This window comes from Vibrio sp. 2092 (genome assembly GCF_033339635.1).
Taxonomy (GTDB): Bacteria; Pseudomonadota; Gammaproteobacteria; order Enterobacterales; family Vibrionaceae; genus Vibrio; species Vibrio alginolyticus.
Window position 1 is genome coordinate 100,279 of the sequence record NZ_JAWOUY010000013.1, and the last position, 24,378, is coordinate 124,656.

The 24,378-nt window shown below is 44.6% G+C and carries 22 protein-coding genes and 1 other annotated feature; of the genes, 5 read left to right on the forward strand and 17 right to left on the reverse strand.

Translation table 11 applies throughout. From position 1 onward, the window contains the following. Positions 1 to 21 precede the first annotated feature (21 nt). On the forward strand, positions 22 to 2,304 hold the full coding sequence (metE, locus tag R7P80_RS20070) for a 5-methyltetrahydropteroyltriglutamate--homocysteine S-methyltransferase (protein ID WP_225491870.1): 2,283 nt from the start codon (positions 22 to 24) through the stop codon (positions 2,302 to 2,304). A 133-nt stretch (positions 2,305 to 2,437) separates the two neighbouring features. On the opposite strand, the gene R7P80_RS20075 is transcribed toward metE, so the two are convergent. From R7P80_RS20075 to R7P80_RS20110, 8 genes are all read right to left on the reverse strand, one after another. Then, a complete protein-coding gene (locus tag R7P80_RS20075; protein WP_054574761.1) occupies positions 2,438 to 2,830 on the reverse strand; it encodes a GspS/AspS pilotin family protein in 393 nt (130 codons plus the stop codon). A 3-nt stretch (positions 2,831 to 2,833) separates the two neighbouring features. Continuing rightward, positions 2,834 to 3,130: a YciI family protein gene (locus tag R7P80_RS20080; protein ID WP_017634695.1), complete on the reverse strand. Its 297-nt coding sequence runs from the start codon at positions 3,128 to 3,130 to the stop codon at positions 2,834 to 2,836. Between the two features lie 115 nt (positions 3,131 to 3,245). Continuing rightward, the gene (gene yciA, locus R7P80_RS20085; RefSeq protein ID WP_005376768.1) at positions 3,246 to 3,641 is read right to left on the reverse strand and encodes an acyl-CoA thioester hydrolase YciA; all 396 of its coding nucleotides are present in this window, start codon (positions 3,639 to 3,641) and stop codon (positions 3,246 to 3,248) included. 225 nt (positions 3,642 to 3,866) lie between these two features. Then, a complete protein-coding gene (locus R7P80_RS20090) occupies positions 3,867 to 4,430 on the reverse strand; it encodes a septation protein A (protein ID WP_005376769.1) in 564 nt (187 codons plus the stop codon). Between the two features lie 198 nt (positions 4,431 to 4,628). Continuing rightward, the gene (locus R7P80_RS20095) at positions 4,629 to 4,871 is read right to left on the reverse strand and encodes a hypothetical protein (RefSeq protein WP_017634694.1); all 243 of its coding nucleotides are present in this window, start codon (positions 4,869 to 4,871) and stop codon (positions 4,629 to 4,631) included. A gap of 111 nt (positions 4,872 to 4,982) precedes the next feature. Next, entirely contained in the window at positions 4,983 to 7,523 is a 2,541-nt protein-coding gene (locus R7P80_RS20100; RefSeq protein ID WP_206957904.1) for a hybrid sensor histidine kinase/response regulator, read from the reverse strand. Next, positions 7,516 to 8,700, reverse strand: a complete 1,185-nt coding sequence (locus R7P80_RS20105) for an acyl-homoserine-lactone synthase (protein ID WP_213915212.1) — start codon at positions 8,698 to 8,700, stop codon at positions 7,516 to 7,518. The genes R7P80_RS20100 and R7P80_RS20105 overlap by 8 nt, the downstream gene beginning before the upstream one ends. Before the next feature lie 156 nt (positions 8,701 to 8,856). Beyond that, positions 8,857 to 10,116: a dicarboxylate/amino acid:cation symporter gene (locus R7P80_RS20110; protein WP_005376774.1), complete on the reverse strand. Its 1,260-nt coding sequence runs from the start codon at positions 10,114 to 10,116 to the stop codon at positions 8,857 to 8,859. Between the two features lie 543 nt (positions 10,117 to 10,659). Between R7P80_RS20110 and R7P80_RS20115 the strand changes: the two genes are divergently transcribed. Continuing rightward, positions 10,660 to 12,201: a long-chain-fatty-acid--CoA ligase gene (locus R7P80_RS20115; RefSeq protein WP_054577046.1), complete on the forward strand. Its 1,542-nt coding sequence runs from the start codon at positions 10,660 to 10,662 to the stop codon at positions 12,199 to 12,201. Between the two features lie 126 nt (positions 12,202 to 12,327). On the opposite strand, the gene R7P80_RS20120 is transcribed toward R7P80_RS20115, so the two are convergent. The 8 genes from R7P80_RS20120 to R7P80_RS20155 form a co-directional block, all read right to left on the reverse strand. Then, a complete protein-coding gene (locus R7P80_RS20120; protein WP_005376777.1) occupies positions 12,328 to 13,023 on the reverse strand; it encodes a Crp/Fnr family transcriptional regulator in 696 nt (231 codons plus the stop codon). A 196-nt stretch (positions 13,024 to 13,219) separates the two neighbouring features. Next, entirely contained in the window at positions 13,220 to 14,026 is an 807-nt protein-coding gene (gene trpA / locus R7P80_RS20125) for a tryptophan synthase subunit alpha (protein ID WP_225491871.1), read from the reverse strand. Then, on the reverse strand, positions 14,026 to 15,216 hold the full coding sequence (trpB, locus tag R7P80_RS20130; protein ID WP_005445041.1) for a tryptophan synthase subunit beta: 1,191 nt from the start codon (positions 15,214 to 15,216) through the stop codon (positions 14,026 to 14,028). Before trpB ends, trpA begins: the two co-directional genes overlap by 1 nt. 64 nt (positions 15,217 to 15,280) lie before the next feature. Continuing rightward, positions 15,281 to 16,720 carry a bifunctional indole-3-glycerol-phosphate synthase TrpC/phosphoribosylanthranilate isomerase TrpF gene (gene trpCF / locus R7P80_RS20135; RefSeq protein ID WP_017635720.1) on the reverse strand — a complete coding sequence of 480 codons (1,440 nt, stop codon included), beginning with the start codon at positions 16,718 to 16,720 and terminating at the stop codon, positions 15,281 to 15,283. 13 nt (positions 16,721 to 16,733) lie between these two features. Continuing rightward, on the reverse strand, positions 16,734 to 17,744 hold the full coding sequence (trpD, locus tag R7P80_RS20140; RefSeq protein WP_017635721.1) for an anthranilate phosphoribosyltransferase: 1,011 nt from the start codon (positions 17,742 to 17,744) through the stop codon (positions 16,734 to 16,736). Positions 17,745 to 17,781: 37 nt separating this feature from the next. Continuing rightward, positions 17,782 to 18,390, reverse strand: coding sequence for an aminodeoxychorismate/anthranilate synthase component II (locus R7P80_RS20145; protein ID WP_005434961.1), 609 nt, complete (start codon positions 18,388 to 18,390; stop codon positions 17,782 to 17,784). 16 nt (positions 18,391 to 18,406) lie between these two features. Next, positions 18,407 to 19,972, reverse strand: coding sequence for an anthranilate synthase component 1 (locus R7P80_RS20150; protein WP_025767265.1), 1,566 nt, complete (start codon positions 19,970 to 19,972; stop codon positions 18,407 to 18,409). Between the two features lie 126 nt (positions 19,973 to 20,098). Next, positions 20,099 to 20,202 (reverse strand) — a sequence feature (Trp leader region). Continuing rightward, positions 20,149 to 20,274 (reverse strand): trp operon leader peptide, encoded by a 126-nt coding sequence (locus tag R7P80_RS20155; protein ID WP_005376787.1) that lies wholly within the window; start codon positions 20,272 to 20,274, stop codon positions 20,149 to 20,151. (Overlaps the previous feature by 54 nt.) Positions 20,275 to 20,369: 95 nt before the next feature. Here R7P80_RS20155 and rnm point away from each other — a divergent pair, with 95 nt between their 5' ends. Together rnm and R7P80_RS20165 are read left to right on the forward strand one after the other, a co-directional pair. Further along, on the forward strand, positions 20,370 to 21,227 hold the full coding sequence (rnm, locus tag R7P80_RS20160) for an RNase RNM (RefSeq protein WP_005386777.1): 858 nt from the start codon (positions 20,370 to 20,372) through the stop codon (positions 21,225 to 21,227). Positions 21,228 to 21,286: 59 nt separating this feature from the next. Beyond that, positions 21,287 to 21,907, forward strand: a complete 621-nt coding sequence (locus tag R7P80_RS20165) for an L-threonylcarbamoyladenylate synthase (RefSeq protein WP_005376791.1) — start codon at positions 21,287 to 21,289, stop codon at positions 21,905 to 21,907. A 93-nt stretch (positions 21,908 to 22,000) separates the two neighbouring features. Here the strand turns inward: R7P80_RS20165 and R7P80_RS20170 are convergent, their stop codons facing one another. After that, positions 22,001 to 22,711 carry a calcium-binding protein gene (locus tag R7P80_RS20170; protein ID WP_025767266.1) on the reverse strand — a complete coding sequence of 237 codons (711 nt, stop codon included), beginning with the start codon at positions 22,709 to 22,711 and terminating at the stop codon, positions 22,001 to 22,003. Between the two features lie 565 nt (positions 22,712 to 23,276). Here R7P80_RS20170 and rluB point away from each other — a divergent pair. After that, on the forward strand, positions 23,277 to 24,215 hold the full coding sequence (gene rluB / locus R7P80_RS20175; protein ID WP_005376798.1) for a 23S rRNA pseudouridine(2605) synthase RluB: 939 nt from the start codon (positions 23,277 to 23,279) through the stop codon (positions 24,213 to 24,215). Positions 24,216 to 24,378: the final 163 nt, after the last annotated feature.

Consider the following 24,378-nt stretch of genomic DNA (forward strand, 5'->3'; position numbering starts at 1 on the left):
AATTGAGAAAGGAATAGGGACATGGCGACAACGACTCACATATTAGGTTATCCACGCATTGGTGAAAAAAGAGAATTAAAATTCGCTCAGGAGAAATACTGGCGAGGAGAAATTGATCAAGCTGAGCTTAAAAAGGTTGGGGCAGATCTACGCGCCAAAAACTGGCAAACACAAACGGATGCTGGTCTGAGTTTTGCCACCGCTGGCGACTTCGCTTGGTACGATCATGTACTGACGACCACGTTGCTATTAGGTCATGTGCCAAAGCGTCACGCTGATGGTTTCCCTAACCTGGATACGTTGTTTAAAGTGGGTCGCGGTCAATCTCAGGCGGGTTGCAGCTGTGCGGGCGATGCGGCATCGGATATGACCAAATGGTTCAACACAAACTACCATTACATTGTCCCTGAGTTCAGCAAGGACGATACGTTTGAAGTGAGCTGGCCGCAACTGTTTGAAGAAGTCAACGAAGCGCTTCAAGCTGGCCACCAAGTGAAGCCTGTTTTGCTTGGTCCAGTCAGTTACCTTTACTTGGGCAAAGAGGTCGAAGAAGGGTTTGACCGCTTAACCCTGCTACCACGCTTACTTACTGCTTACCAAGCTATTTTGGCAAAGCTAGCAAGTCAAGGTGTTGAGTGGGTTCAGATTGATGAGCCAATTTTGTCTCTGGAGCTAGAAAGCAAATGGGCTGATGCGTTCAAGCTAGCGTACCAAGTGATTCGAAGCGATGTAAAAGTGCTGCTAACGACGTACTTTGACTCTATAAGCGATACGCTAGACAAAATTGTAAAGCTACCAGTGGATGGTTTACATATCGATTTATCTGCCGCGCCTCAGCAGCTTGACGACGTGGTTGCCAAACTACCGGAGGGGTGGGTGCTGTCTGCTGGCGTGGTCAACGGTCGTAACGTGTGGCGTTCGGATTTAAGTGCCCAACTTGAACGTCTACAGCCAGTAAAAGAAAAACTGGGCGACAACCTTTGGGTTGCGAGCTCATGCTCTTTGCTACATAGCCCGGTTGATCTGGAACAGGAAACAGAACTCAGTGAGGAAGTGAAAAGCTGGTTTGCGTTCGCAAAACAAAAAGTAACAGAAGTCGCCTTGCTTGGCCGCGCACTCGATGGTGATCAAGATGCGATTCTCGCTTGTGATACCTACAGCCAGCCAATCAAAGCACGTAAAACGGCAACGCATGTGAATAAGCCACAAGTTCAAGCGCGTTTAAACAACATTACAGCGTCACTTGCCGAGCGCAGCGCACCTTACGCGGAGCGTGCTGCGCATCAAGCTGAAGTATTGGGCTTGCCTCTGTTGCCAACCACGACAATCGGTTCTTTCCCTCAAACGGGTGAAATTCGTGTTCAGCGCAGTGCTTATCGTACAGGTCAATTATCTGAGTCTGAATATATCCAAGCACTTAAAGGACATATTGCTGACGCAGTAAAACGTCAAGAGGCGCTCGACCTAGATGTGCTTGTTCATGGTGAAGCAGAGCGTAACGACATGGTGGAATACTTCGCTGAGAACTTGGCGGGTTTTCAAACGACCAAATTTGGTTGGGTACAGAGTTATGGCTCTCGCTGTGTGAAACCTGCCATTGTAGTTGCTGACATTGAACGTGAAAAACCGATCACGGTTGAATGGTCGACGTACGCCCAGTCGCTAACCAGCAAACAGATGAAAGGCATGTTGACTGGACCAGTTACGATTTTGTGTTGGACGTTCCCACGTGAAGACATCACACGTCAAGAAATTGCGCAGCAACTTGCTTTGGCACTGCGTGATGAGGTGTCTGACCTGCAAGATGCAGGCATCAATATCATTCAAATTGATGAGCCAGCCATTCGAGAAGGTTTACCACTCAAAAAACGCGATCACAAAGCGTACTTAGAATGGGCCGTAAATGCCTTTAAGGTCTCTGCGGCAAGTGCAAAACCAGAAACTCAGATTCACACTCATATGTGTTACAGCGAGTTCAATGAAATCATTGATTCGGTTGCGGCACTCGATGCGGACGTCATTACCATTGAAACATCTCGCTCAAATATGGAGCTGCTGAAAGCATTTGAAGAGTTCAATTACCCGAACGAAATTGGCCCTGGTGTTTATGACATTCACTCACCAAACATTCCTACGGAAGAATGGATTGAAGGTTTAATCAAGAAAGCGGCAGAAAAAATTCCGGCTCAACGTTTGTGGGTAAACCCAGATTGTGGTCTGAAAACACGAAACTGGAAGGAGACAGAAGCCGCATTGGCAAATCTGGTTTCAGCGGCGAAGAAGCTCCGTGCTGAGCTGGCGTAACACATCGTTACAGCAAATAAAAACGGAGACTGTGGTCTCCGTTTTTCTATTCTTAATTGTTAACTTTCGTTTTCAGATTATCCAATAATAGCGAATCATCGTCTCATGCCGAAAGCAACAAAAATTACTGTAGCTACTTCACCTGAGTACAAGTCTGTGCGGAAACCAACTCATCTGCCATCAACTGACCGCGAGAATTACGTACCTTAATACGATACATCAAGCCCATATCAATTTGCTTGCGAACTTCTGGGTTGCTGCAGTAGGTATAGATACTGGTATTCAGTACTTGATTTAACGGCTTTGCACCGAGTGCGCTATCGTTATAAATCATCATCATCTCTACAACATTTTTGTTGGATGAGACACGCATTATTTGCAGTGGACCGTACTCTAAAGGGAGGCCCGCAGACAAGACTCCTGCTCGGTTTGATGCCATAAGCTCAAGTTGGCGCTGATTATCATCGGTTGATGAACAGCCAGCCAGAGCACCAAATACCAAGAAAAGACACAGTAATTTTTTCATAAATTAAAACACTTTTTTGAACGGTTTCACGATTACATGATCGTAAACACCAGCCGCTACATAAGGATCGGCTTCTGCCCACGCTTTAGCATCCTCTAGAGAGGCGAATTCAGCGATGACAGTTGAGCCCGTAAATCCAGCTTCACCAGGATTGTCAGAATCTATCGCAGGCATCGGACCAGCTGTAAGAAGGCGACCTTCGTCTTGTAGCTTTTGTAAGCGACCCAAGTGTTGTGGGCGAACGCTCATGCGTTTTTCCAACGAGTTCTCAACGTCCTGTGAAAAGATGACATACCACATAGCATAGTTCCTTAATTGGTAGGGTAAAGTGTTAATTTAACGCCTTTTTTGTGTCTCTCACAAGTGAACAACAGAAAATGTGAGGTCCTTTCTAACTGTTAGCGTTGTAGGTTGACTAATTCTGAACCGGACGTGGTTTACCTTCACTGTCAATGGCTACGTAGTTGAAGGTCGCATCACAAACCATGAAGCGTTCGCCAACACCGTGAGCTTTGACGGGTTTGACCCATACTTCCAAATCGACACTCATGGATGTGCGGCCGATCTTAGTGCATTCGCCGTAGCAGCATACGACATCGCCCACACCAACAGGTTTTTTGAACGTAATGCTTGATACCGAAACGGTGACAACGCGACCACAAGAGATCTCTTTTGCCAGAATCGCGCCTGCTAAGTCGAGCTGAGACATTATCCAACCGCCAAAAATATCGCCATTGGCGTTTGTATCTGCAGGCATTGCAAGGGTACGAAGCAGCATTTGACCTTTCGGAGAGCTAATTTCTTGACTCATTGTGACATCCTAAATCTTAAAGGCGCTCAAACTAAGCGCCAACATAGTAAATACCTAGAACCAAAGGTCCTTAAAAAACCGCAGATACCGGACCAGAGAAAGTTGGTTTACAGCAGCAAGAATGGTCTGAAAACGGTACGTTGTTTGAGCGGTTTACTGATACATGGAGCAAAACAGCGACCCTAAGGTCGCTGTGAAGTCGCGGATTATAGCAAAACTGAGTTTTTAATCATCAGTGGACACATCGGATGAGTTATTTTTTTGTTCTTTTGGCATGTGTTTATAAATGTAAAAACCAGTCGCAATCATGTAAGCAAATGTCGCGATCAACATTCCAAATACTTTGAAGTTAACCCAAACATCCAACGGCAATTCGTAAGCAATATAAATGTTTAGGCCAGCGAAGAATGAGAAGAAGCCAACCCAAGCCCAGTTAATCTTTGCCCAAACAGCGTCAGGTAACGTAATTTCCTTGCCTAGCATACCTTTGATGGCTGATTTTCCCAATGCGTGGCTCACTGCTAAGCCAATCGCCAGAATCGCGTAAATGATGGTGACTTTCCACTTTATAAAATTGTCGTCGTGGAAGAAAAGGGTCATGCCGCCGAAGATAGTGACGATAACAAATGTTATTAGCTGCATCTTTTCGACTTTCTTATACAGCGCATAGGTGACGACAAGCTGAATGGCTGTTGCTACGATCAGTGCACCTGTCGCCACGTAGATGTCGTACAGCTTGTATAAAGCGAAGAAAACGATGAGTGGTATAAAGTCTAGGATCTGCTTCATGATGGCAAAATCTACCTAATTGTTGAATTGAAGACAGTCTAACGGAATCTGACAAGATGTGAATACTGAGGAAGTTAAGGTAAGAATAGTAACGCTTAGTATATCGTACAGCCCGCAAGCTTCTTCCACGTCGAAACAGCAAATGGAAGGAATAAAAATTGCCGCGTGAAGCGGCAATAGAGTTGAGAGTTTTAAACCTTAAGCCACACGTTGATATTGGGAAATAAGCGTTTTTACATCTTCTAAATAGCCTTCCCGCAGTAAGTTATCGACCGTTGCTTCTAGCTCTTCGAGAGACATCGTGAAGCAAGTGGATTTACCAGTCATCAGGGTCAGATATTGATGATACTCTTCTTCTGTATAGTGGCCTAAGCGATCAAGTAACAGTGTTTTGATTCCATGATGAATCAAGCCGTAGTATGTATGTCGATGAAGTAACATGGCGATCTCCTTATCAAGCTCATACGCTACTCATTTGCAGCCTGCTTGACCTTCTGGATAATTCGATTTACTCCAATAATGCACATCTAGTGCCAATTCTATATTTGCAAATTAAAAAGTGTTGGAAGGTGCAAAATTCTCGTTCTGTAACCATCTTTGGATGACGACTTGAAGTGCATTTAACGTGGTGGGCTTTTCGAGCCTGTCATCCATGAGTGTCGAAATTAGCTCCAACTCTCTAGCTCCAGACTCACCAGATAAGGCAATGATTGGAACGGAGGATGTGATTTGCTTAATCCGTTGGCTGGCGTCAAATCCATTCATTACCGGCATTTGGACATCCATAAGAACGAGATCAATCTTGTGAGAGTGGAATAGTTCTACCGCAGAGGCTCCATTATTTGCTTGTAAGCTGTTGACTCCCAATCTTTTTAAATACATCTGTACCAAGGTGCGTTGCACCTCTTTGTCATCTACAATGAGCACTGTTGGTGCATCTTTACATACTTGTACGTGTTGAGCTGAATGATTTTCAGAATGTGATGCAGTTGCTTTCCAGCTATCAAAGTCCGGTGCTCTTAATGTCTCTGGTTTTGGTGCGTTTGGTACGACTGGGAAATACAAGTAGAATTCTGTGAACTCGTTCAATTCAGACTGGCACTCTATTCGTCCTCCGAAGGAGCGCATAACACGTTGGCAATAGCCCAAACCTAAGCCACTGCCTCCGCTTTTTTGATACGAGAAAAAGTCATCAAATATCTTGTGTAAGATACTGCTATCTATACCTGGCCCACTATCTCGGAAGATCAGAATGTTTTCGTAAGCCCCCGTCTGGGTACGAATCTCAATTTGACTGTCGGGATAAGAATCAAAATAGTAGATAGCGTTACGAATCAAATTGAAAATGACAAAGTTAAACAGGGTCTCATTTAACTTCGCGACAAAATCGTGTGCCTGTGGCAGGTTAATTCTCTCTATTATTTGATCGTTTTCAAAACCATAACGGCTTACTGCTTGGTCGATGGCTTTATGTATGGAAGTGAGAGCTAAAGGCTCATGCTCTGGTGAACTGTCGCTAACTTCTCGTAAAATAATATCGATAAGTTGTCTACCGCGTTGTATAGCGGCTTCACCTTTATCAATTTCTCTTTTTAGCGTATCCAGTGAGGCGTTTGACTCTATATGCTGTTTTAAAGCTTCAAATTGTAATTGTACTTGAGCGAGAGGGTTACGCATTTCATGTGCAATGGAGTTAGCCAGCGCACGGCTTTGGCGTACCTTTCTATCGGCTTCAATGGTGCTCTGGATGCGAACTAATAACGTTTGCAGAGCTGAGATTTCTTCATTAGAAAACAGCTTATTATCTATTTTATGTGAAGAAATTAGTAAGTGAGTAACAGACTTTCCACGACCGAAGAGAGGCATAACGAGCGCAGTATTGCTTGAGCGCATGCGCTCGTAGAGCTTTCTCATCGACCCTTTAGAAGAGGAGGCATAATCAATTTCTTCAGACAACTCATCTAGCACGAGAACTGACTTGCTTGACGGCAGGTACTCTTCGTAAAACGTTTCTGTGTAATTGCTAGTGACTAGCTGTAGCTTGTTGTTTGGTATGTTAAGTAACGATGCCAACTGACGCATAGCATCATCTATTGAGCGTTTAAACTCTTCCTCTAACCCAAGGATTTGCTGAACGGGAGTGTGTCGTTTCCCATAAATAAAATACGAAGCGAAACGACTGACTCGCTTAAAAAGCAAGTGCCAAGTGATACCGATAAGCGCGCATAAAGGTACCGCAACAAGCCATTGGTTATCTTCAGAGATAGGAATAAATATCGCCCCTAGCGGCAGAACAAAAATGGCGCAGACTAAGAGCGCGCTTACCGTTAAGTACGTGAGATATTTAGCGCTGTAGAAGCGAGAGGTAAGTAGGGCATAGCCCACAAACAACATTTCGCTGATTGAAAGTGCTGGTGGTAACCAAGTTAGGGAGAAGTCGCCAAGGAAATACGTCATTCCAAGGTGTATCACTGCCGTAGATAACATGAATACCAAAATGCCAGCGATCATATAGTTGCTTTTTGCTAGCGTGAGCTTGCTGCTGTTAGCGCGCATGGCAATCAAGTTAAGCAGCGTTAGTACCACGAAAGCTAGCAAACTAATGAAAAAATATGAGGTATGTGGGCCAAATTCAATGACGAACTGGCTTGGACCACTAATGGTGACATTTTCGACAGTAAGATTCGGCACTAAGTTGATGTACAGTGAATACGTTGCTAGTGCGACAAAGACGACTTTTTGCCAGACTTTGACCGCTGTTTTTTTAACATCTGCGGTTAACTGGCAAGAAAAATAGAATGCAAACGCAAAGGCGAAAAAAGACGCTAAGTTCGCTAACTTAGCCATAAAAATGCCACCAACAGAGCCTAATTCTGGCAATAAATCGGTATGGAAATAGGCGTTGCTGCTTATCCAAACAATGATACAGCTGGAATAAGCGATGTAAGGCGCGTGATGCGAGCCTAAGATTGATTCACTCTTCTGTTTTAGGCGATAGCAGTAATACAGTAGCCAAGCGAATACTATTAGTACAGTCGCGTACAATGCCATTGCTTTTGGGTAAAAGAGACCGTGCAAATGAACATCAAGCATGCTCATTCACCTTTTTATCCATTCTTTTTGTTCGTACGCAATGTTTGTAGTCGCGAAATTGTATGTCTTGAAATGCTTCAACCATCATACCTAAATTCCAGAAACCGCGGTATGTCTTGGTACCGTCACCGTTAATGTCGCGGTATCCTGAGTGAAAGTAGGCACTTAAATCAATAGATTGATAGAAATTTAACATAAATACTTGCTCAATAATGGTAAAGCCGAGCTTATAGCCTGCTTTATAGAGCTCGCTCATCATAGTTTTTTGCGCCAGATACAAAAAATACAGCTTTTGTTGAATGTTGCCTCCCACCGTAAGACGCAGTACTTCGCAAACCGCTTCACTGTTCTTTACACGAGATTGAAACTGAGCATCAAACCCAACAAGAGTGTGCTCATGAGTTAGAGCACGACACTCCAAAATACCCAGTTGATTGAGAACACTGTACCCATGATTAGGAAAGCAAAACTGCCATTGTTCGTTACTAAACTGTGGTGAGTAACTGAGCCAGTTATTTCGTTGATGCCAGCTTTGCACTAAAGCGGAGGAGACCATGATTGGTGAAGATGACGATTTGAGCAAGAGGGCAAAGTGCTGCCCTTTTTGCGAGAGTGATAAAAGAGGCAAGATTTCAAACCATTGTTCAGTTTGGACGAAAAGCTCAAGATTACTCAGTGTGATCGCTTCGGAAATCGGCATTAACGCTGCATGATTTGGCAGCATTACCTCAAGATCGCAATCTGCGATATCTTCAATTAACACGCTAGTATAGCTGTGGTCGTCAAACGGAAGCGGAGTAGGAATCGCAGCTTCGTTTGAAGGATATTTTTGCTTGATTGCTTCGATCTCGCATTGACACCAGAAAACCATCCAATGCGGGTAACAATCTGCGGCAAGTTGTTCAAGTAAACGAATCTCTTTGGAGAAACCTGTCGGATACTGTTGCACTAAATCTCGATAATCCATTAACTCAAATAGTGCAGAAAGACTTTTTGATGTGTGTTTAGGAAAGAGAGATTTAAGCAGTTTTATTCGATACAGAGCAACCTGTTGAAAAAGAGCATCTCGTTTTTGTTTCGTTAGGGTAAGAATAACTGAGTCAACCAGGGCCTGCTGCTTTGATTCGATCGGCAAATTTATTTTGGTGAGATATTCCAAAGATTGCTCAAGACTCATGATATAACCTAGCTCTAACGTTTTGTTATATTTTGTAATGGTTTATATCATTTTGAAAAATTTATGCCATCGGTTTCTATTTGTATAGTTACGTAATGCAAGAAAAGACAAAAAAACCGCTCATTATGAGCGGTTTTTGGTCTATTCAAGAAAGGGTTAGGCTTCTTGCTTTTTTAGCTCAGCTTCTGCCGTTTCTTCTTCAATTAGCGCATCAACGATAACTGCACATGCAGCATCACCTGTGATGTTCAGTGCTGTACGAATCATATCGAAAATACGGTCAAGAGCGAATAGCAGCGGTAGACCTTCAATTGGAATGCCAGCGGCAAGAAGCACGGCAACCACTAGGAAAGAAGGGCCAGGAACACCCGCTTGACCAACCGCACCCAATGTAGACGTTACGATAATTGCAATGTAAGCGCCCATGCCTAGATCGATATTGAACAGTTGAGCAAAGAAGATAGCAACCAAGCCATAGTAAATCGCATTACCTGACATGTTGATCGTTGCGCCTAGAGGCAGAACAAATGATGCAGTTGAATTTTTTACGCCCAGCTCTTTTTCACAGGTGTCCATTGTAACAGGCAGTGTTGCCATAGAAGACGCTGTTGAAAGCGCAACTGCTTGCGGTTTCTTCATTGAAGACAGGAATTTCTTCGCAGATGTCTTCGTGAAAACATGCACCATTGCTGGGTAAACAACGAAACCGAAGATTAGGATGGCGGCAACGTAAACAACGAACAGTTTAAACACCACCATTAGCGCACCAAAACCGAACGTACCGACGGCTTCTGCCATCAGACCAAATACACCGATAGGTGCAATGATCATTACTTTGTTGATCATCCAAACCATTGCGTCAACGATGCAGTTAACACCATTGATGATTGGTTCACGACGCTCTTTTGCTTGCTTAGAAATCGCAATACCAAAGAACATACAGAAAACGAGGATCTGTAGGATGTTTGCTTCATTTAGTGATTGGAAAACGTTGGTTGGGATCATACCAGTGATGGTTGCCCAGAAAGTAGGTAGTTCACCTTTTGAAGCGTATTCTGCTGAGAACATGCCTTCAACGCCAGAGACGTCGATACCCATGCCTGGTTGGAATACTTCACCCATAAATAGTGCAAGCGCAACGGCTAGGGCGGATGTTAAACCAAAATAACCTAGAGTGACGATGCCAACTTTACCTGCTGACTGGCTGTTCCCAAGACCAGCGGCGCCAGAAATCAAGGCTACAGCGACCAAAGGAATAACCAACATTTTGATTAAGTTGATAAAGATAGCACCTAAAGGAGCGAACACTGTCGCATCATGACCCATCATGGCACCAACGGCTGTGCCCACGATCATGGCGATTACGACTTGTACGCCAATGTTGTTTAGCAAACTCTTTTCTTTTAACACTTCCATAACCTCTGTGCTAATAAAATGTAAAATCCTAAAATTACCCACTAACCATAAATGGATTTACGGATAATTATCTCGCCTTGCTTTTTACACTTATCGTTTACAATTGGCAATATGCAGCAAGGTATTATTGATGGGTTAATCGATATTTTATTGACGAACGATAAAGTTTTGTTCAATAGCAAACGTTTGCTATTGATTTTTCTTATAAGGGTTACGCTTGGGATTGTTCAAGTTTATTTTTCTTTATTTGTTTTCTTTTTGTTAATTTTAACCGCTTTTGTATTTGCTATTGCAGTCAGAGTTTTTAGTGACTTGGGGTGATATTTATAACAATTCATCTCTTTCAAGCTCACACTTTTATTAATTTGCCTTCTGAAATGTTAATTGCTTTACATTCTTAGTCCTGATTGCGTTGTAAACATAATGTTAAATGGTAATGACTGGTGAGAATCAAATGCTGACGATCCAGTGTTAAGGATAACTTGCTTAGTTAATGCTCCTGAGCTGATTAGACGAGAAAGACAAGTAAGAGGTGAAGAGACTATGATGAATCTTGCTGCTGCGTTACAAAGAAATGCTGCGAGTAAACCAGATAAAACGGCGTTGATATGTGGCACTGAAAAGATAAATTATGCGCAGTTTGATGCGATCGCCGGCAAGATCGCAGCGTCTTTAATCAATAAAGGCGTAAAGCCAGGTGACCGCGTTGCGATTTCATGCCCAAACATTCCTTTTTTCGCGTTTGTTTATTATGCAATACAAAAAGCTGGCGCGGTTGCAGTCCCATTAAATGTGCTTTTGAAAGCGCGAGAAATTAAGTATCACTTAGAAGATTCAAAAGCGAAGTTTTATTTCTGCTTTGAAGGGACGAAAGAACTGCCAATGGCAAAAGAGGGTGTCAAAGCCTTTGAACAAGTCGATACATGCGAAGGCATAGTCGTATTGACTCAATCTCAAGATGAAAGCTATTGGAATGGTGTAATAACTCTCAATGCGTTTATAGCCGATGTCCAACCGTTGCCGGATTATATACCGCGTAATGCGGATGATACATGTGTGATTTTGTATACATCAGGGACGACAGGCTTACCAAAAGGCGCTGAACTGACTCAGCAGAACATCATAATGAACGCTCTGGTGGCACAAAACATTATGGGCAGCCAGGCCGATGATATTCACTTAGTAACTTTGCCTTTATTTCATACATTTGGTCAAACCGTCCACTTAAATGCTAGTGTTTTGGGCGGGGCAACATTGGTGTTAGTGCCTAGGTTTGAGCCTAAACATGTTCTTGAGCTGGTGGAAAAACATAGGGTGACGATATTTGCTGGTGTGCCAACGATGTACATCGGTCTGCTTCATGTGCAGCATCAATTTGATACCTCGTCATTGCGTGTTGCAGTAAGCGGTGGTGCGCCATTACCAACCGAAATCTTTCGAACCTTTGAAGAAACATTTAATGTGCCGATCTTAGAAGGATACGGGTTGTCGGAGACAAGTCCTATTGCATGTTTTAATCATTTAGATCAGGAGCGAATACCAGGCTCGGTAGGTCAACCGGTTCAAGGCGTCGAAGTAAGAGTTATCGACATTGAAGGCAATGCACTACCGATAGGCGAAGAAGGTGAGATTGTTGTGCGTGGTCATAATGTTATGAAGGGATATCTTGACCGCCCAGAAGTTACTGAATCTGCGCTACAAAATGGTTGGTTCCATACTGGTGATGTGGGCCGCTTTGACAGTTCAGGTAATTTATTTATTGTCGATAGAATGAAAGATCTGATCATTCGAGGTGGATTTAATGTTTATCCCAGAGAAATTGAAGAAGTTTTCATGACTCATCCTGCCGTTTCAATGGTCGCGGTGATAGGGATTCCAAATGAAGAGTATGGCGAAGAGATAAAAGCCTACGTTGTACTTAAACCAAAAGAATACATTGACGCCGATTCATTACAAAAGTGGGGTAAAGAGCAATTAGCCTCGTTTAAATATCCTCGTTATGTCGAAATTCGTGAACACCTCCCGATGAGTGCGACAGGAAAGATTTTGAAACGTGAGTTGAAATCTGAATTGAATATAGCTTAGTCAATTCAATGGTCTTTGTGTCACAGCGCCACTTGCCTAAGCGCAAATGGTGTTGTGCTCTTGACCAATTAGATGCATAAGTTTTTTAGCTATCGTTAGACAATACTTACCGTTTGTTGAATGGATCTATTGCTCGAGTTCTTTAAAGTATTCTTCTAAGCGTTTCGGATTGGTAATGGTTACTGAGCCATAGTTTAGCTCTAGCATCCCAATACTTTCTAATCGTTTTAGTATCTTGTGTACGCTCTGACGAGTTAGCCCCATCATGTTAGCGATATGTTCTCTTGTTACCCTGACAACGCATGGTCGAGTATCGATCGCTTGATTAAGTTGGTATTCAGCAAGTAGCAGCAACCTTTTGGCGACTCGTTCTTCAATTCCTCTAATCGCGTCATCTTCGATAACAGAAATAGCAGACCACAAGCGGCGGCTAAGTAAGTCGAGTATAGTGGGGTAACTTTGAGGGTATTTGGCGAGTAATTGGCGAAATTTATCTCCAGGAAGCTCCATTACAGTCACGTCCGAATGCGCGGTCGCACCAAAAATACGAGGCATGCCGGGAGAAAAAACATTGTCTCCAAACCAGCCACCAGCTTCGAAAATCATCAGTGTGACTTCTTTGCCTTTTGAACTAATTGAGTTCACTCTCACTGCACCTTGAGCTATGACCATAAGAGAAGATTGAAGCGCACCTTTATTGCAAATCAGTGCTTTTTCGTCGAAGCAGCGAACCTTAGTCATTTGCGCTGCTTCACTAAGCCCTTTATCTGGCAGCCCTGATAGTACAGGACATTTGGCTAGCAGTGTTTTGACTTCTTCCATGTAGCAACCTTACTGCACATTGCTTTATTGAGTTAGTTAAGTTACCCAAGCTTAACACTCTTTGAGTGCTCTGCTTGAGATAGATTTGGAAAGTGCGGGCGTTGAACAAAAAATGACGTGGTATAAACGCGATAGTAAGAAAACGCCCACTAAACATAATGTTAAGCGGGCGTTGTTGTGTCATATCAAACTGAAATTATTTTTGAGTGGCAGCTTTCATTGCAGAAACGAATTCACCTAGCTTGTCGAGCATAATTTGTGGCTGCTCAACGTTCGCTTCAATGATTTTGACCACGGCTGAACCAGAAATTGCACCAGCGGCGCCAGATTCTAGTGCTTGTTTCACCTGTGCTGGCTCAGAGATGCCAAAACCAAGTAGCGCTGGTGGTGCATCAAATTGGTTCAGTCTATCCAGCATATGACCTACAGGCATGTTTGCTTTGGTTTCTGCGCCAGTAACACCTGCACGAGAGAGTAGGTAAGTGTAGCCGCCACCTAACTCTGATACTTGCTTCAGTGTTTCATCACTTGCGGTTGGTGGTGCGATGAAGATTGGGTGAATACCAAACTTTTCTGCAGCAGCAACAAATTCGGCACTTTCATTAGTTGGCACATCTGCAATCAAAACAGAATCGATGCCTGCTTTTGCACAACGCTCATAGAAGTTCTCGATACCACGAGAGTAAACAAGGTTCGCGTACATCAGAAGGCCAATAGGTAGCTCTGGGTACTTAGCTCGGATCTTACCAATTTGTTCGAAGCAGATATCCGGTGTTGCGCCTGAATCTAGAGCACGAATGTTCGCACCTTGGATAGTCGGGCCATCCGCAAGAGGATCTGAAAATGGAATACCGAGTTCAAGGGCATCTGCGCCAGACTCGGCCAGTGTTTCCATGATTTTGTAAGACTGCTCGGCGTTTGGATCGCAAACCGTTACGAACGGTACAAATGCGCCTTGGTTCTTTTCGTTTAGGCGCTCAAACATCTTTTCATAACGGCTCATTAGATTGCTCCTTTTTCTTCTAAGATGGCGTGTACGGTGAAGATGTCTTTGTCACCACGACCTGATAGGTTAACGACCAATAATTGCTCTTTTTCTGGATTCTCACGAGCCATACGCAGTGCATGAGCCAGTGCGTGAGAAGATTCTAGAGCAGGGATGATACCTTCGTGACGCGCAATTTCTTGGAATGCTTCTAGTGCTTCATCATCCGTCACGTTGTCATATTCAGCACGGCCAATTGCGTTTAGATGTGCGTGCTGTGGACCAACTGAAGGGAAATCAAGACCAGCAGAGACAGAGTATGACTCTTCAACCTGACCGTTTGGATCTTGCATCAATGGCGCTTTCATACCAAAGAAAATACCCGTTTTACCATGTTTAAGTGGTGCACCGTGCTGGTCAGTATCGATACCTTTACCTGCTGGCTCAACACCAATTAGGCGAACGCTTTCTTCTTCGATGAAGTCAGCAAACATGCCAATCGCGTTTGAACCACCGCCCACACATGCGATAACCGCATCAGGAAGACGACCTTCACGTGCCAAAATCTGATTCTTCGTTTCTTCACCAATCATGCGTTGGAAGTCACGCACGATGGTTGGGAATGGGTGAGGACCTGCCGCTGTACCTAATAGGTAGTGTGCATCTTCATAAGTTGCAGACCAGTCACGCAGCGCTTCGTTACATGCGTCTTTAAGTGTTGCTGAACCCGAGTGGACAGGAATAACTTCTGCGCCCATTAGCTTCATACGGAATACGTTCGGGCTTTGACGCTCAACGTCTTTTGCACCCATGTACACGCGACACTTAAGGCCAAGCAGTGCACATGCTAGTGCGGTTGCAACACCGTGTTGACCTGCGCCAGTTTCAGCGATGATTTCGTTTTTGCCCATGCGTTTCGCAAGTAGCGCTTGACCCAACACTTGGTTAGTCTTGTGGGCACCACCGTGAAGTAGGTCTTCACGTTTTAGGTACAGTTTGGTTTTCGTACCTTTGGTTAGGTTACGAGTTAGAGTTAAAGCCGTTGGGCGGCCCGCATACTCTTGAAGAAGCGTCATGAATTCGCTGCGGAATTCTGGATCTTCTTGCGCGTCGATAAACGCTTGCTCTAGTTGCTCCAGTGCTGGAACTAGAATTTGCGGAACGTACTGACCGCCGTATTCGCCAAAGTAGGCATTCAGTTTTGCCATCGTTATATTCCTTCTCGTATTTTTCGCTACGAATAGCTTTAAATTTTTTAGCTGATATCCAGCTTTAGTAGCTGCGAATAGCGGTGAAGGCCGCGAGCAACTTCTGTGAATCTTTTTTGCCTGGTGCGCTTTCTACACCAGAGTTTAAATCTAATCCCAAGCAACCTAGTGTCGCTGCTTGTTGAGCATTTTCTGGCGACAGTCCGCCCGCTAGCATAATTTGACTTGGGTCGCCGATCAGTGACCAGTCGAACACTTGACCAGTTCCGCCAGTTTGAGTGCCAACTTGCGCATCTAATAAATGGCGATCAATGTTGTCTGCTAGCAGTTCTGGCTTGGCATCAGTCACGCCGTAAGCTTTCCAAATTTCTACCGTTGCTGGCAGTTCGGCTTTGAGTTGGTTTACGTAAGCTTGGTCTTCTTGACCGTGCAGTTGCACCGCTTTTAAACCCAAAGAGGTCACGACAGAAGCAACAAAATCGATATCGTGATTTTGGAAAACGCCCACGTAGTTCAGTGGAGCACCGCTCATGGTTAGGCGAGCACCTTCAAGGTCAACCGCACGCTTCGACTTCTCGACAAAAATCAGGCCACCAAATACCGCGCCAGCTTGATATGCTTTTGCTGCGTCATCTGGATGCGTTAAGCCACACACTTTGTTTTCGCCTAAGGTCACTTTACGTACAGCAAGTTCCAAGTTGTCTTCTGCCATCAGTGAACTACCAATCAAGAAGCCGTCTGCGTATTCCGCTAAATCACGAACTTGTTGATGCGTATAAATGCCAGATTCTGAGATTACTGTTGCGTTAGGAGCCAGTTCGCGAATTGTCGGTGCCAGTTCTTTAGTACGATTCAAATCAGTACTTAGGTCGCGAAGGTTACGGTTATTAATGCCGATAACGCGTGCGCCTAGCTTAACTGCACGATGAAGCTCTTCTTCGTTGCTGACTTCGGTCAAGATACCCATGTTCAGGCTGTGCGCCGCTTCCTCTAGCGCTTTGTACTCTTCGTCATTAAGGACAGAAAGCATCAGTAGCACGGCATCAGCACTGTAATGACGTGCTAGGTAAACTTGGTAGGTATCTACCATGAAGTCTTTGCACAGAACCGGTTGTTTGACTTGACCGCGCACTTGAGGAAGAAAGTCAAAGTTACCTTGGAAGTACTTTTCGTCTGTTAGGACTGAAATTGCATCTGCGTGGTTGTTGTAAACCGACGCAATGTAATCCAAGTCGAAGTGATCACGAATCAAACCTTTAGAAGGAGATGCCTTCTTACATTCTGTGATGAATGCCGTCTTTTCGCCACTCAGAGCATCGTAGAAGCTGCGGTCCGATGGCAGCAAATCAGACTGAAATGTGCTTAGCGGTTGAGACATCTTACGGTCTGCTACCCACTGATATTTGTCGCGGACAATTTTCGCCAGTACTTCTGCCATTTCTGCTTCTTTCTTAGAAACGTGTTCAGACAGGTTGTCAGCTTGCTGAGTGTTGAAGTCAGTCATCTTCTTCAATTCCTTAAGCGTGTGCGGCAAGTTGTTGTACCAATTGGTACGCCTTGCCTGAATTCATTGCCTCAATCGCTTGTTGCGTGTTGGCTTTTAAATCTTCGTGGCCGAATAGACGCATTAGCAGAGCAACGTTTACTGCCACTGCGCCCAATTGTGCGTCTGTCCCTTTACCCGTCAGAATATTGGTAATGATCGCTTTGTTTTCTTCAGGATCGCCACCTTTGATTGCTTCTAGTGGGTGCGCTTCTAGACCGAAGTCTGCAGGCGTTAATTTGTATTCTGTGATCTTACCGTCTTTGATTTCGGCAACGGTTGTTTCACCGTGAATTGCTACTTCGTCCAAACCACTGCCGTGTACTACAGCGGCGCGCTTCATACCCATTTGTAGCATGGTTTCTGCGATAGGACGAACCAGTTCTTCACTGTAAACGCCCATCAATTCGATGTTAGGACGAGCAGGGTTAATCAGTGGGCCAAGAATGTTAAAGATGGTGCGTGTTTTCATGGTTTGACGCACTGGCATCGCATGGCGCACACCACCGTGGTATTGAGGTGCAAATAGGAAAGCAACACCGATATCGTCTACCGCTTTGCGCGTATCTTCTGCGCTCATAGCTAGGTTGATACCAAATGAATCAAGAAGGTCAGAAGACCCCGATTTGCTTGAAACGCTGCGGTTACCGTGTTTCGCTACTTTTAGACCACATGCTGCAGCAACAAACGCCGCAGTGGTTGAAATGTTGATGGTGTTGTGACCGTCGCCGCCAGTACCTACGATATCCGCGAAATCATAATCTGGACGAGGGAATGGGTTTGCGTTTGCCAGCAGTGCTTTTGCCGCGCCTGCAATTTCGTCTGGCGTTTCGCCTTTGATTTTTAGTGCAGTCAGCGCTGACGCCATCAAAATTGGATCTAGTTCACCACGGATAATGATGTCGAATAGCTGTTGGCTCTCTTCCTGAGTAAGCGATTCTTGCTCGTACAGTTTGGTAATAATAGGGTTGATGATTGCTTCCATATTTCCTCTCATAAATTTCTTATGTGCCAAGTGCTTTTTAAGCAGTGAGTGGGTTCGCTGAAGTTTGTTCTTCAAGTGCCCATTCAATGGCATTGGCCAACAGTGTTGCTCCGTAGGTCGTCATAATAGATTCCGGGTGGAATTGGAACCCGCAAACTTTATCTTCTTCATGTACAACAGACATTACCAAGTCATCCACTTCTGCTGTGATGGTTAGGCTCTCAGGAACCTTGGTCGCAACCAGCGAATGGTAACGTGCAATTGCAAGTGGTGATGGTAGGTTTTGGTAAATCGCATGGTTTTGGTGCTCCATCATAGAGACCTTACCGTGAATGATTTCACCCGCGCCAGCAACGGTGCCGCCGTATGCTTCAACAATCGCTTGGTGGCCAAGACAAATTCCGATCATCGGCACTTTGCCTTTCATACGTTGGATAAGCTCTGGCATTGAGCCTGCCTCTGACGGTGCACCAGGACCTGGTGATAGCAGAACCACTGGGTTTTCAAGCTCATTTACCGCTTGTTCAATGGTTTCTGCTGGGATGTTGTTTCGGTAAATCTTGACCGAGTGACCTAACGAGCGGAACTGATCCACAAGGTTGTAGGTGAACGAGTCAAAGTTATCGATAAAAATGATATTAGCCATCTCTGAACCCTATTCCTTATTGTGACTTATGCGCTGCTTGGATAGCAGAGATTACCGCTTGTGCTTTGCCGCGCGTTTCGTCTGCTTCCGCTTGCGGATCAGAGTCGAACACCACGCCAGCACCAGCTTGAACTTGAGCAATGCCGTTCTCAACGTACGCTGAGCGGATCACGATACAGGTGTCGAGTGTGCCTTCACCAGTGAGGTAGCCAACAGCGCCGCCGTAGCTACCGCGTCGTGCGCCTTCTACATCGCGAATCAACTGCATGGCACGAATCTTAGGTGCGCCGGTGAGCGTACCCATGTTCATACATGCTTGGTATGCGTGCAGCGCGTCTAGGTCTTCACGCAGTTGACCAACCACACGAGACACCAAGTGCATTACGTGGCTGTAGCGGTCGACTTTTAGAAGGTCTGCTACGTGGCGAGTACCAGCTTGAGCAATACGAGCGACGTCGTTACGTGCCAAGTCAACCAACATCATGTGTTCTGCGTTTTCTTTCATGTCGGTGCGCAGTTCAAGTTCGATGCGGCTGTCTAGGTCGAAATCAATCTCGCCGTTAGGGCGCTTACCGCGGCGACGAGTGCCTGCGATTGGGTAGATTTCAATTTGGTTGGTATCGGTTTCATACTTAAGCGCGCTTTCTGGTGATGCGCCAAACAGAGTGAACAGCTCATCTTGCATGTAGAACATGTAAGGGCTTGGGTTACTTTGTTTCAGTTCTTTATAAGCAGCCAGTGGAGAAGGACAAGGTAGAGTGAATCTACGAGACGGTACAACTTGGAATACATCGCCTTTCACTACGAACTCTTTTAAGTCGCGAACGGTTTGGCAGAAGTCTGCATCAGACACGCTAGGTTCTACCGTTACATCTGTTATTTGCTCTGCACTCGGCAACAGTTTTGGCGCTGCACACTGGGCGCTAATTTCTGCAATACGAGTCTCTAACGCTGTTTTCTCTGAACCATCAACAAACAACGTCGCTTGAAGCTGGCAAGATTCCGTTTGATGGTCGACAACAAGTAGTGTTTCCGCGACGTAGAAAACGTAATCTGGACACTGATTTGTTGCTTCGGCATTACCAAGCGGCTCGAAGTTTGCGACTAAGTCGTAGGCAAACAGACCACCAAGGAAAATCGCGTGTTTGTCTTGCTGTGAAATATCAAAACTATGCTGAACCAAACGCAGCGCATCGAAAGAAGAGGCTTCACGTAGACGAGAGTCTTCATCTAACGTGTCGCATGGCTGGTTAAACTCCAAAGTTAGCGTTTCGCCATCGAACTTGCTCTCAACGTCACCACGGATGTTCTGGTTTAGGTGAGACAGTAGGTTTTTACCGTTATTAGTCAAGGCGTGCATGCTAACGGTATGGCCGAAGCAAACAATGCGAACCGCTGAATCTACGATCAGCAGGGATTTTAAATTTTGCTTTGAATCGATCTCAGCAGATTCCAGCAATAGGCTGTCAGTTTTGTTCTCACATAGTGTGTGGAACAAGCGAGTCGGGTCTTGAGTATAAGGGACGGAAGCCGTTAGCACTTCAAGCTGTCCAAGTTTCTTAATTTCAATGGCCTTGTTCACAAGACCTCCTTGTAGCTGTTTAAATCTTCCTGCCGTACATAGTCGCATAAAGCAAACGTTCTCCCAATCTAGAGTTGGCTATATTCGATTAATGTTTAGGCAGTTGAATGTGAAATGAGCAACAAAACAAAAAAGCCCGCTTAAGTAGCGGGCTTTACAACGTTTGGTTCTATAAACTAGAAGTATACGTTTGCCCACCAAGAACTAGTCCAAGTGCGCCACCAAGCAAGATCTGATGAGTTTGCCTTATTAAGACAAACCGCAACTTTCGCTTTTTGGTTTTGGTTAAATTCTTGTAACATGGTGAACCTTAAATTACGTACTTTGTATTTGTGTACTAGTTAACTAGTGCGAGAGTAAAAAGTCAACCCCAAAACGGCATTAAAACGATAAAAATATGAGAATTGATTTACATAGTCACACCACTGCATCGGACGGTCGGTTAGAACCTAAAGATTTAGTGGAAAGGGCGCTGAGTTTTGATATCGAGGTTTTGGCGATCACTGATCACGATACGGTTGACGGTTTGGCGTTAGCTAAGCAATACGTTCAAGATAATAATTTGCCGATAAAAATCATCAATGGCATTGAGATATCGACCGTCTGGCAAAACAAAGATATTCATATTGTCGGCCTGAATATCGATCCGGAAAATGAACAATTATCTGCCCTCATAGAACAACAGAAGCAGCATCGCATAACACGATCTGAGTTAATTGCAGAGCGACTACAAAAAGCAACTCGAGTAGGTGTGCTTGAAGAGGTAAGGCAAATCGCCGGTGATGCTCCAGTGACAAGAGCGCATTTCGCGAAATGGTTGGTAGATAATGGTTACGCAAAAACCATGCAAATGGTGTTTAAAAAATACCTAACGCGTAATAACCCAGGTTATGTACCACCGAATTGGTGTTCGATGAAGGATGCGGTTGATGCTATCCATGCGGCTGGTGGAATGGCGGTATTAGCGCATCCTGGTAGATATAAGTTGACAGCGAAGTGGATTAAGCGTCTTCTAGCAGCGTTTGTCGAAGCAGGTGGTGATGCGATGGAAGTTGCACAGCCACAGCAAGCGCAACAAGAAAGGCGCAACTTGGCTGATTATGCTATACAATACAAACTATTAGCCTCTCAAGGCAGTGATTTTCACTACCCATCACCGTGGATGGAGCTAGGAAGGAACCTATGGTTGCCTGCTGGCGTCGAACCAGTTTGGAAAGATTGGGGAATAGATCCTTCGTTGAATAATACTCAGTAATACGAAGTCGAGAACCCATAAAAATATAGAGCCGAGAGGCTCGATAATGAGGAATTACAATGAGCCAGTTTTTTTACGTTCACCCAGAAAACCCACAGGCTCGCTTGATTAATCAAGCAGTAGCAATCATTCGTAACGGCGGCGTTGTGGTTTACCCTACTGATTCAGGGTACGCACTTGGCTGTCAGTTGGAGAACAAACAAGCACTGGAACGAATCTGTCAGATTCGTCGTCTGGATGATAAGCATAACTTTACTTTACTGTGTCGTGATTTGTCGGAGCTTTCTCTCTATGCGCGAGTGGATAACTCTGCATTCCGACTGCTGAAAAATAACACACCAGGTCCTTACACCTTCATCTTCAAAGGCACAAAAGAGGTGCCGCGTCGTTTGATGAATGCAAAACGTAAGACCATCGGTATCCGTGTTCCAGACAATCAAATTGCCTTGGACTTGTTGGAAGCATTAGGTGAGCCGATGATGTCTACGTCGTTGATTCTACCTGGCAGTGACGTAACAGAATCTGATCCAGAGGATATTCGAGATAAACTAGAACATGCGGTTGATGTGATTCTTAATGGCGGTTACCTAGGTGAACAACCTACGACTGTAATTGACTTTAGCGAAGGTGAACCTGTTGTAGTTCGTTTGGGATCTGGTGACCCTGCACCATTCGAATAGTAGACGCACACCACCGTCAAACAAAATAGGAGGCATCGCGCCTCCTATTTTTGTTATCATATCGAATATCTCATTGAACTTAACTGATTGAGGTTAAGCGAAATCGAAAATGTCGATAGCATTTTGTTCTGCATAGTTGATGTATGCAGAGCTCACACCGTTTAGTGTCACTTCAACATTGTATTCATCACTTGAGAATACTGCCCAGCCACACTCATTGTAAGATAAAGTCAGATCATCCGCTGAATCCAAGAACGTATCTCGAATGCCATCGTTATCAGTGTCTCGGCCCATATCAAAGACAAGTTTGTCATGGAAAATATTAAAATCGACAATGTCGGCTTTAACATCAATATCGTTGGAAGATACTGGCTGATCAGGTACACCAATAGCCAGGCGGTTTGTAAGCACGAAGGTGTCGTCTCCACAGCCACCGCTCAGTACTGATTCACCATCACCAACAACGAGCGTGTCGTTACCCCAGCCACCACTCAAGTAGTTGTTGCCTGAATAATCAAAAATTGTGTCGTCGCCACAGCCACCAAAGAGTTTGTCGTTTCCTAATCCGCCGGATAGGAAATCGTTTCCAAAGCCGCCAGAAACAAAGTCGTTACCTCGGCCACCAAGCAAGGTATCATCTCCCCAGCCACCGAAGACAATATCATTACCTCCGTATCCTACAAACTTATCATCACCACAGAAGCCGAAGAAAATATCGGTTGTTTCAGAGCCTTTTGTGCCTGTCATATCGTCATCTTGAGATGTCCCAAAAATCCAATTTAGGTCGAGATTTAGCATAGACATTGTTCTATTCCTTTTTGTCTGATTTATGCCAATCGCCGAGAGTGCAGAGCGAACCTAGTGAGTCAGAGTACACGATAGCATTAGTGTTATTTTTGATGTGAACTAATGACTTAAAGACAATTTTTGTCTTGTTACCCACGACCTTGTTTTGCTATGAGCGCTCATTGTCTGCGGTGATTGGTATTACTTAGCAGCAAACAGGGACGGCTTATTCTTCGTTGCTTTCTAGCAATACGAACAGTAAACACACCCCAAGTGGTTATTGTTGTAACCCTGACAATTTTATCAGGTACCGCGTGGTTAAAGTGGTTCAGGAAGACCGATATTAGTGGGATTCTCGTTGAGCAATGCCTGCTTTAAGTAGTAAAAAAGTTGCAGAATAGGACAAATATTTCGGTCATTTTTGAAGTGAATTTTGGTGTGGAGAATGGCGCCGATTTAGCTTACATTAACTAAGAAAGTTACGTATAATGTCCGACCGAAAAATCCCACTGAAATGGGTAAATAGCAAAATGCAGACCAATCCTGGTCTAGACGTCTGTGAAGACGACACATAGGTAGATAAATGAGCGAAAAGTTACAAAAAGTATTAGCACGTGCTGGTCACGGTTCTCGTCGTGAGATTGAATCGTTAATTAAATCTGGTCGCGTTAGCGTGAACGGTGTAGTCGCTAAGCTTGGTGAAAGACTTGAAGACGAGAGCAGCGTAGTTCGTATCGATGGTCACATTGTCTCTGCAAAGATTCAAGAAGAAGTGATTTGTCGTGTACTTGCGTACTACAAACCTGAGGGTGAACTGTGTACTCGTCACGATCCAGAAGGTCGTCGTACTGTTTTTGATCGTCTGCCAAAAATTCGTGGCTCTCGTTGGATTTCAGTTGGTCGTCTGGATGCGAACACTTCTGGTCTTCTACTTTTCACAACGGATGGTGAACTGGCGAACCGCTTAATGCACCCAAGCCGCCAAGTTGAACGTGAATACCTAGTACGTGTGTTCGGTGAAGTAACTGAACAGAAAGTTCGTAATCTAGTAAAAGGTGTTGAACTGGAAGACGGTTTAGCTCGCTTTGAAGATGTTGTTTACGCGGGTGGTGAAGGCATGAACCACACGTTTTACGTTGTTATCAACGAAGGTCGTAACCGCGAAGTTCGTCGACTATGGGAATCGCAAGAGTGTACCGTTAGCCGTCTGAAACGTGTTCGTTACGGCGACATCTTCTTAGACAAGAAACTGCCTCGTGGCGGTTGGATGGAGCTTGACCTGAAAGAAGTAAACTACTTGCGTGAGCTTGTAGAGCTTCGTCCAGAGAAAGAAACCATGCTTGATCTGAACAAAGACAATACGTCACGCAAACGAGAGCGTGCACGCAGCCAAAAAATTCGTCGCGCAGTTAAGCGCCATGAAGAGCGTGTTAACACGCCAAAAGGTCGCAGCAACAACCCTTCTCGTCGTAAGCCGAAGAAGACTGCTGGTGACCAAGGCGCACGCAACAAGCATCGTTAATCGATAGCAAAACATCAGAAAGGCTTGCCAATTCAGCAAGCCTTTTTCTTATCTGTTACATAACAAAAGGATCTAAAGCCTATATAGAGCAGGGTGCTTTGTATAAACATATATCTCAGCTAGACGAAAACAACAGATAAAAAAAATACCAGCACTAGGCTGG

Excerpts from the sequence above, each read along its gene's own strand:
- R7P80_RS20120 (WP_005376777.1), bottom strand. The coding sequence starts at position 13,023 with ATGGAAGAAGTCAAAACACTGCTAGCCAAATGTCCTGTACTATCAGGG.
- trpA (WP_225491871.1), bottom strand. The coding sequence starts at position 14,026 with ATGAGCCGTTATGAAAAGATGTTTGAGCGCCTAAACGAAAAGAACCAA.
- R7P80_RS20165 (WP_005376791.1), top strand. The coding sequence starts at position 21,287 with ATGAGCCAGTTTTTTTACGTTCACCCAGAAAACCCACAGGCTCGCTTG.
- R7P80_RS20170 (WP_025767266.1), bottom strand. The coding sequence starts at position 22,711 with ATGTCTATGCTAAATCTCGACCTAAATTGGATTTTTGGGACATCTCAA.
- R7P80_RS20075 (WP_054574761.1), bottom strand. The coding sequence starts at position 2,830 with ATGAAAAAATTACTGTGTCTTTTCTTGGTATTTGGTGCTCTGGCTGGC.
- R7P80_RS20155 (WP_005376787.1), bottom strand. The coding sequence starts at position 20,274 with ATGTTACAAGAATTTAACCAAAACCAAAAAGCGAAAGTTGCGGTTTGT.
- R7P80_RS20115 (WP_054577046.1), top strand. The coding sequence starts at position 10,660 with ATGATGAATCTTGCTGCTGCGTTACAAAGAAATGCTGCGAGTAAACCA.
- yciA (WP_005376768.1), bottom strand. The coding sequence starts at position 3,641 with ATGAGTCAAGAAATTAGCTCTCCGAAAGGTCAAATGCTGCTTCGTACC.
- R7P80_RS20095 (WP_017634694.1), bottom strand. The coding sequence starts at position 4,871 with ATGTTACTTCATCGACATACATACTACGGCTTGATTCATCATGGAATC.
- trpD (WP_017635721.1), bottom strand. The coding sequence starts at position 17,744 with ATGGAAGCAATCATCAACCCTATTATTACCAAACTGTACGAGCAAGAA.
- R7P80_RS20145 (WP_005434961.1), bottom strand. The coding sequence starts at position 18,390 with ATGGCTAATATCATTTTTATCGATAACTTTGACTCGTTCACCTACAAC.
- R7P80_RS20090 (WP_005376769.1), bottom strand. The coding sequence starts at position 4,430 with ATGAAGCAGATCCTAGACTTTATACCACTCATCGTTTTCTTCGCTTTA.
- R7P80_RS20105 (WP_213915212.1), bottom strand. The coding sequence starts at position 8,700 with ATGAGTCTTGAGCAATCTTTGGAATATCTCACCAAAATAAATTTGCCG.
- R7P80_RS20100 (WP_206957904.1), bottom strand. The coding sequence starts at position 7,523 with ATGCTTGATGTTCATTTGCACGGTCTCTTTTACCCAAAAGCAATGGCA.
- metE (WP_225491870.1), top strand. The coding sequence starts at position 22 with ATGGCGACAACGACTCACATATTAGGTTATCCACGCATTGGTGAAAAA.
- trpCF (WP_017635720.1), bottom strand. The coding sequence starts at position 16,720 with ATGACTGACTTCAACACTCAGCAAGCTGACAACCTGTCTGAACACGTT.
- trpB (WP_005445041.1), bottom strand. The coding sequence starts at position 15,216 with ATGGCAAAACTGAATGCCTACTTTGGCGAATACGGCGGTCAGTACGTT.
- rluB (WP_005376798.1), top strand. The coding sequence starts at position 23,277 with ATGAGCGAAAAGTTACAAAAAGTATTAGCACGTGCTGGTCACGGTTCT.
- rnm (WP_005386777.1), top strand. The coding sequence starts at position 20,370 with ATGAGAATTGATTTACATAGTCACACCACTGCATCGGACGGTCGGTTA.
- R7P80_RS20080 (WP_017634695.1), bottom strand. The coding sequence starts at position 3,130 with ATGTGGTATGTCATCTTTTCACAGGACGTTGAGAACTCGTTGGAAAAA.
- R7P80_RS20110 (WP_005376774.1), bottom strand. The coding sequence starts at position 10,116 with ATGGAAGTGTTAAAAGAAAAGAGTTTGCTAAACAACATTGGCGTACAA.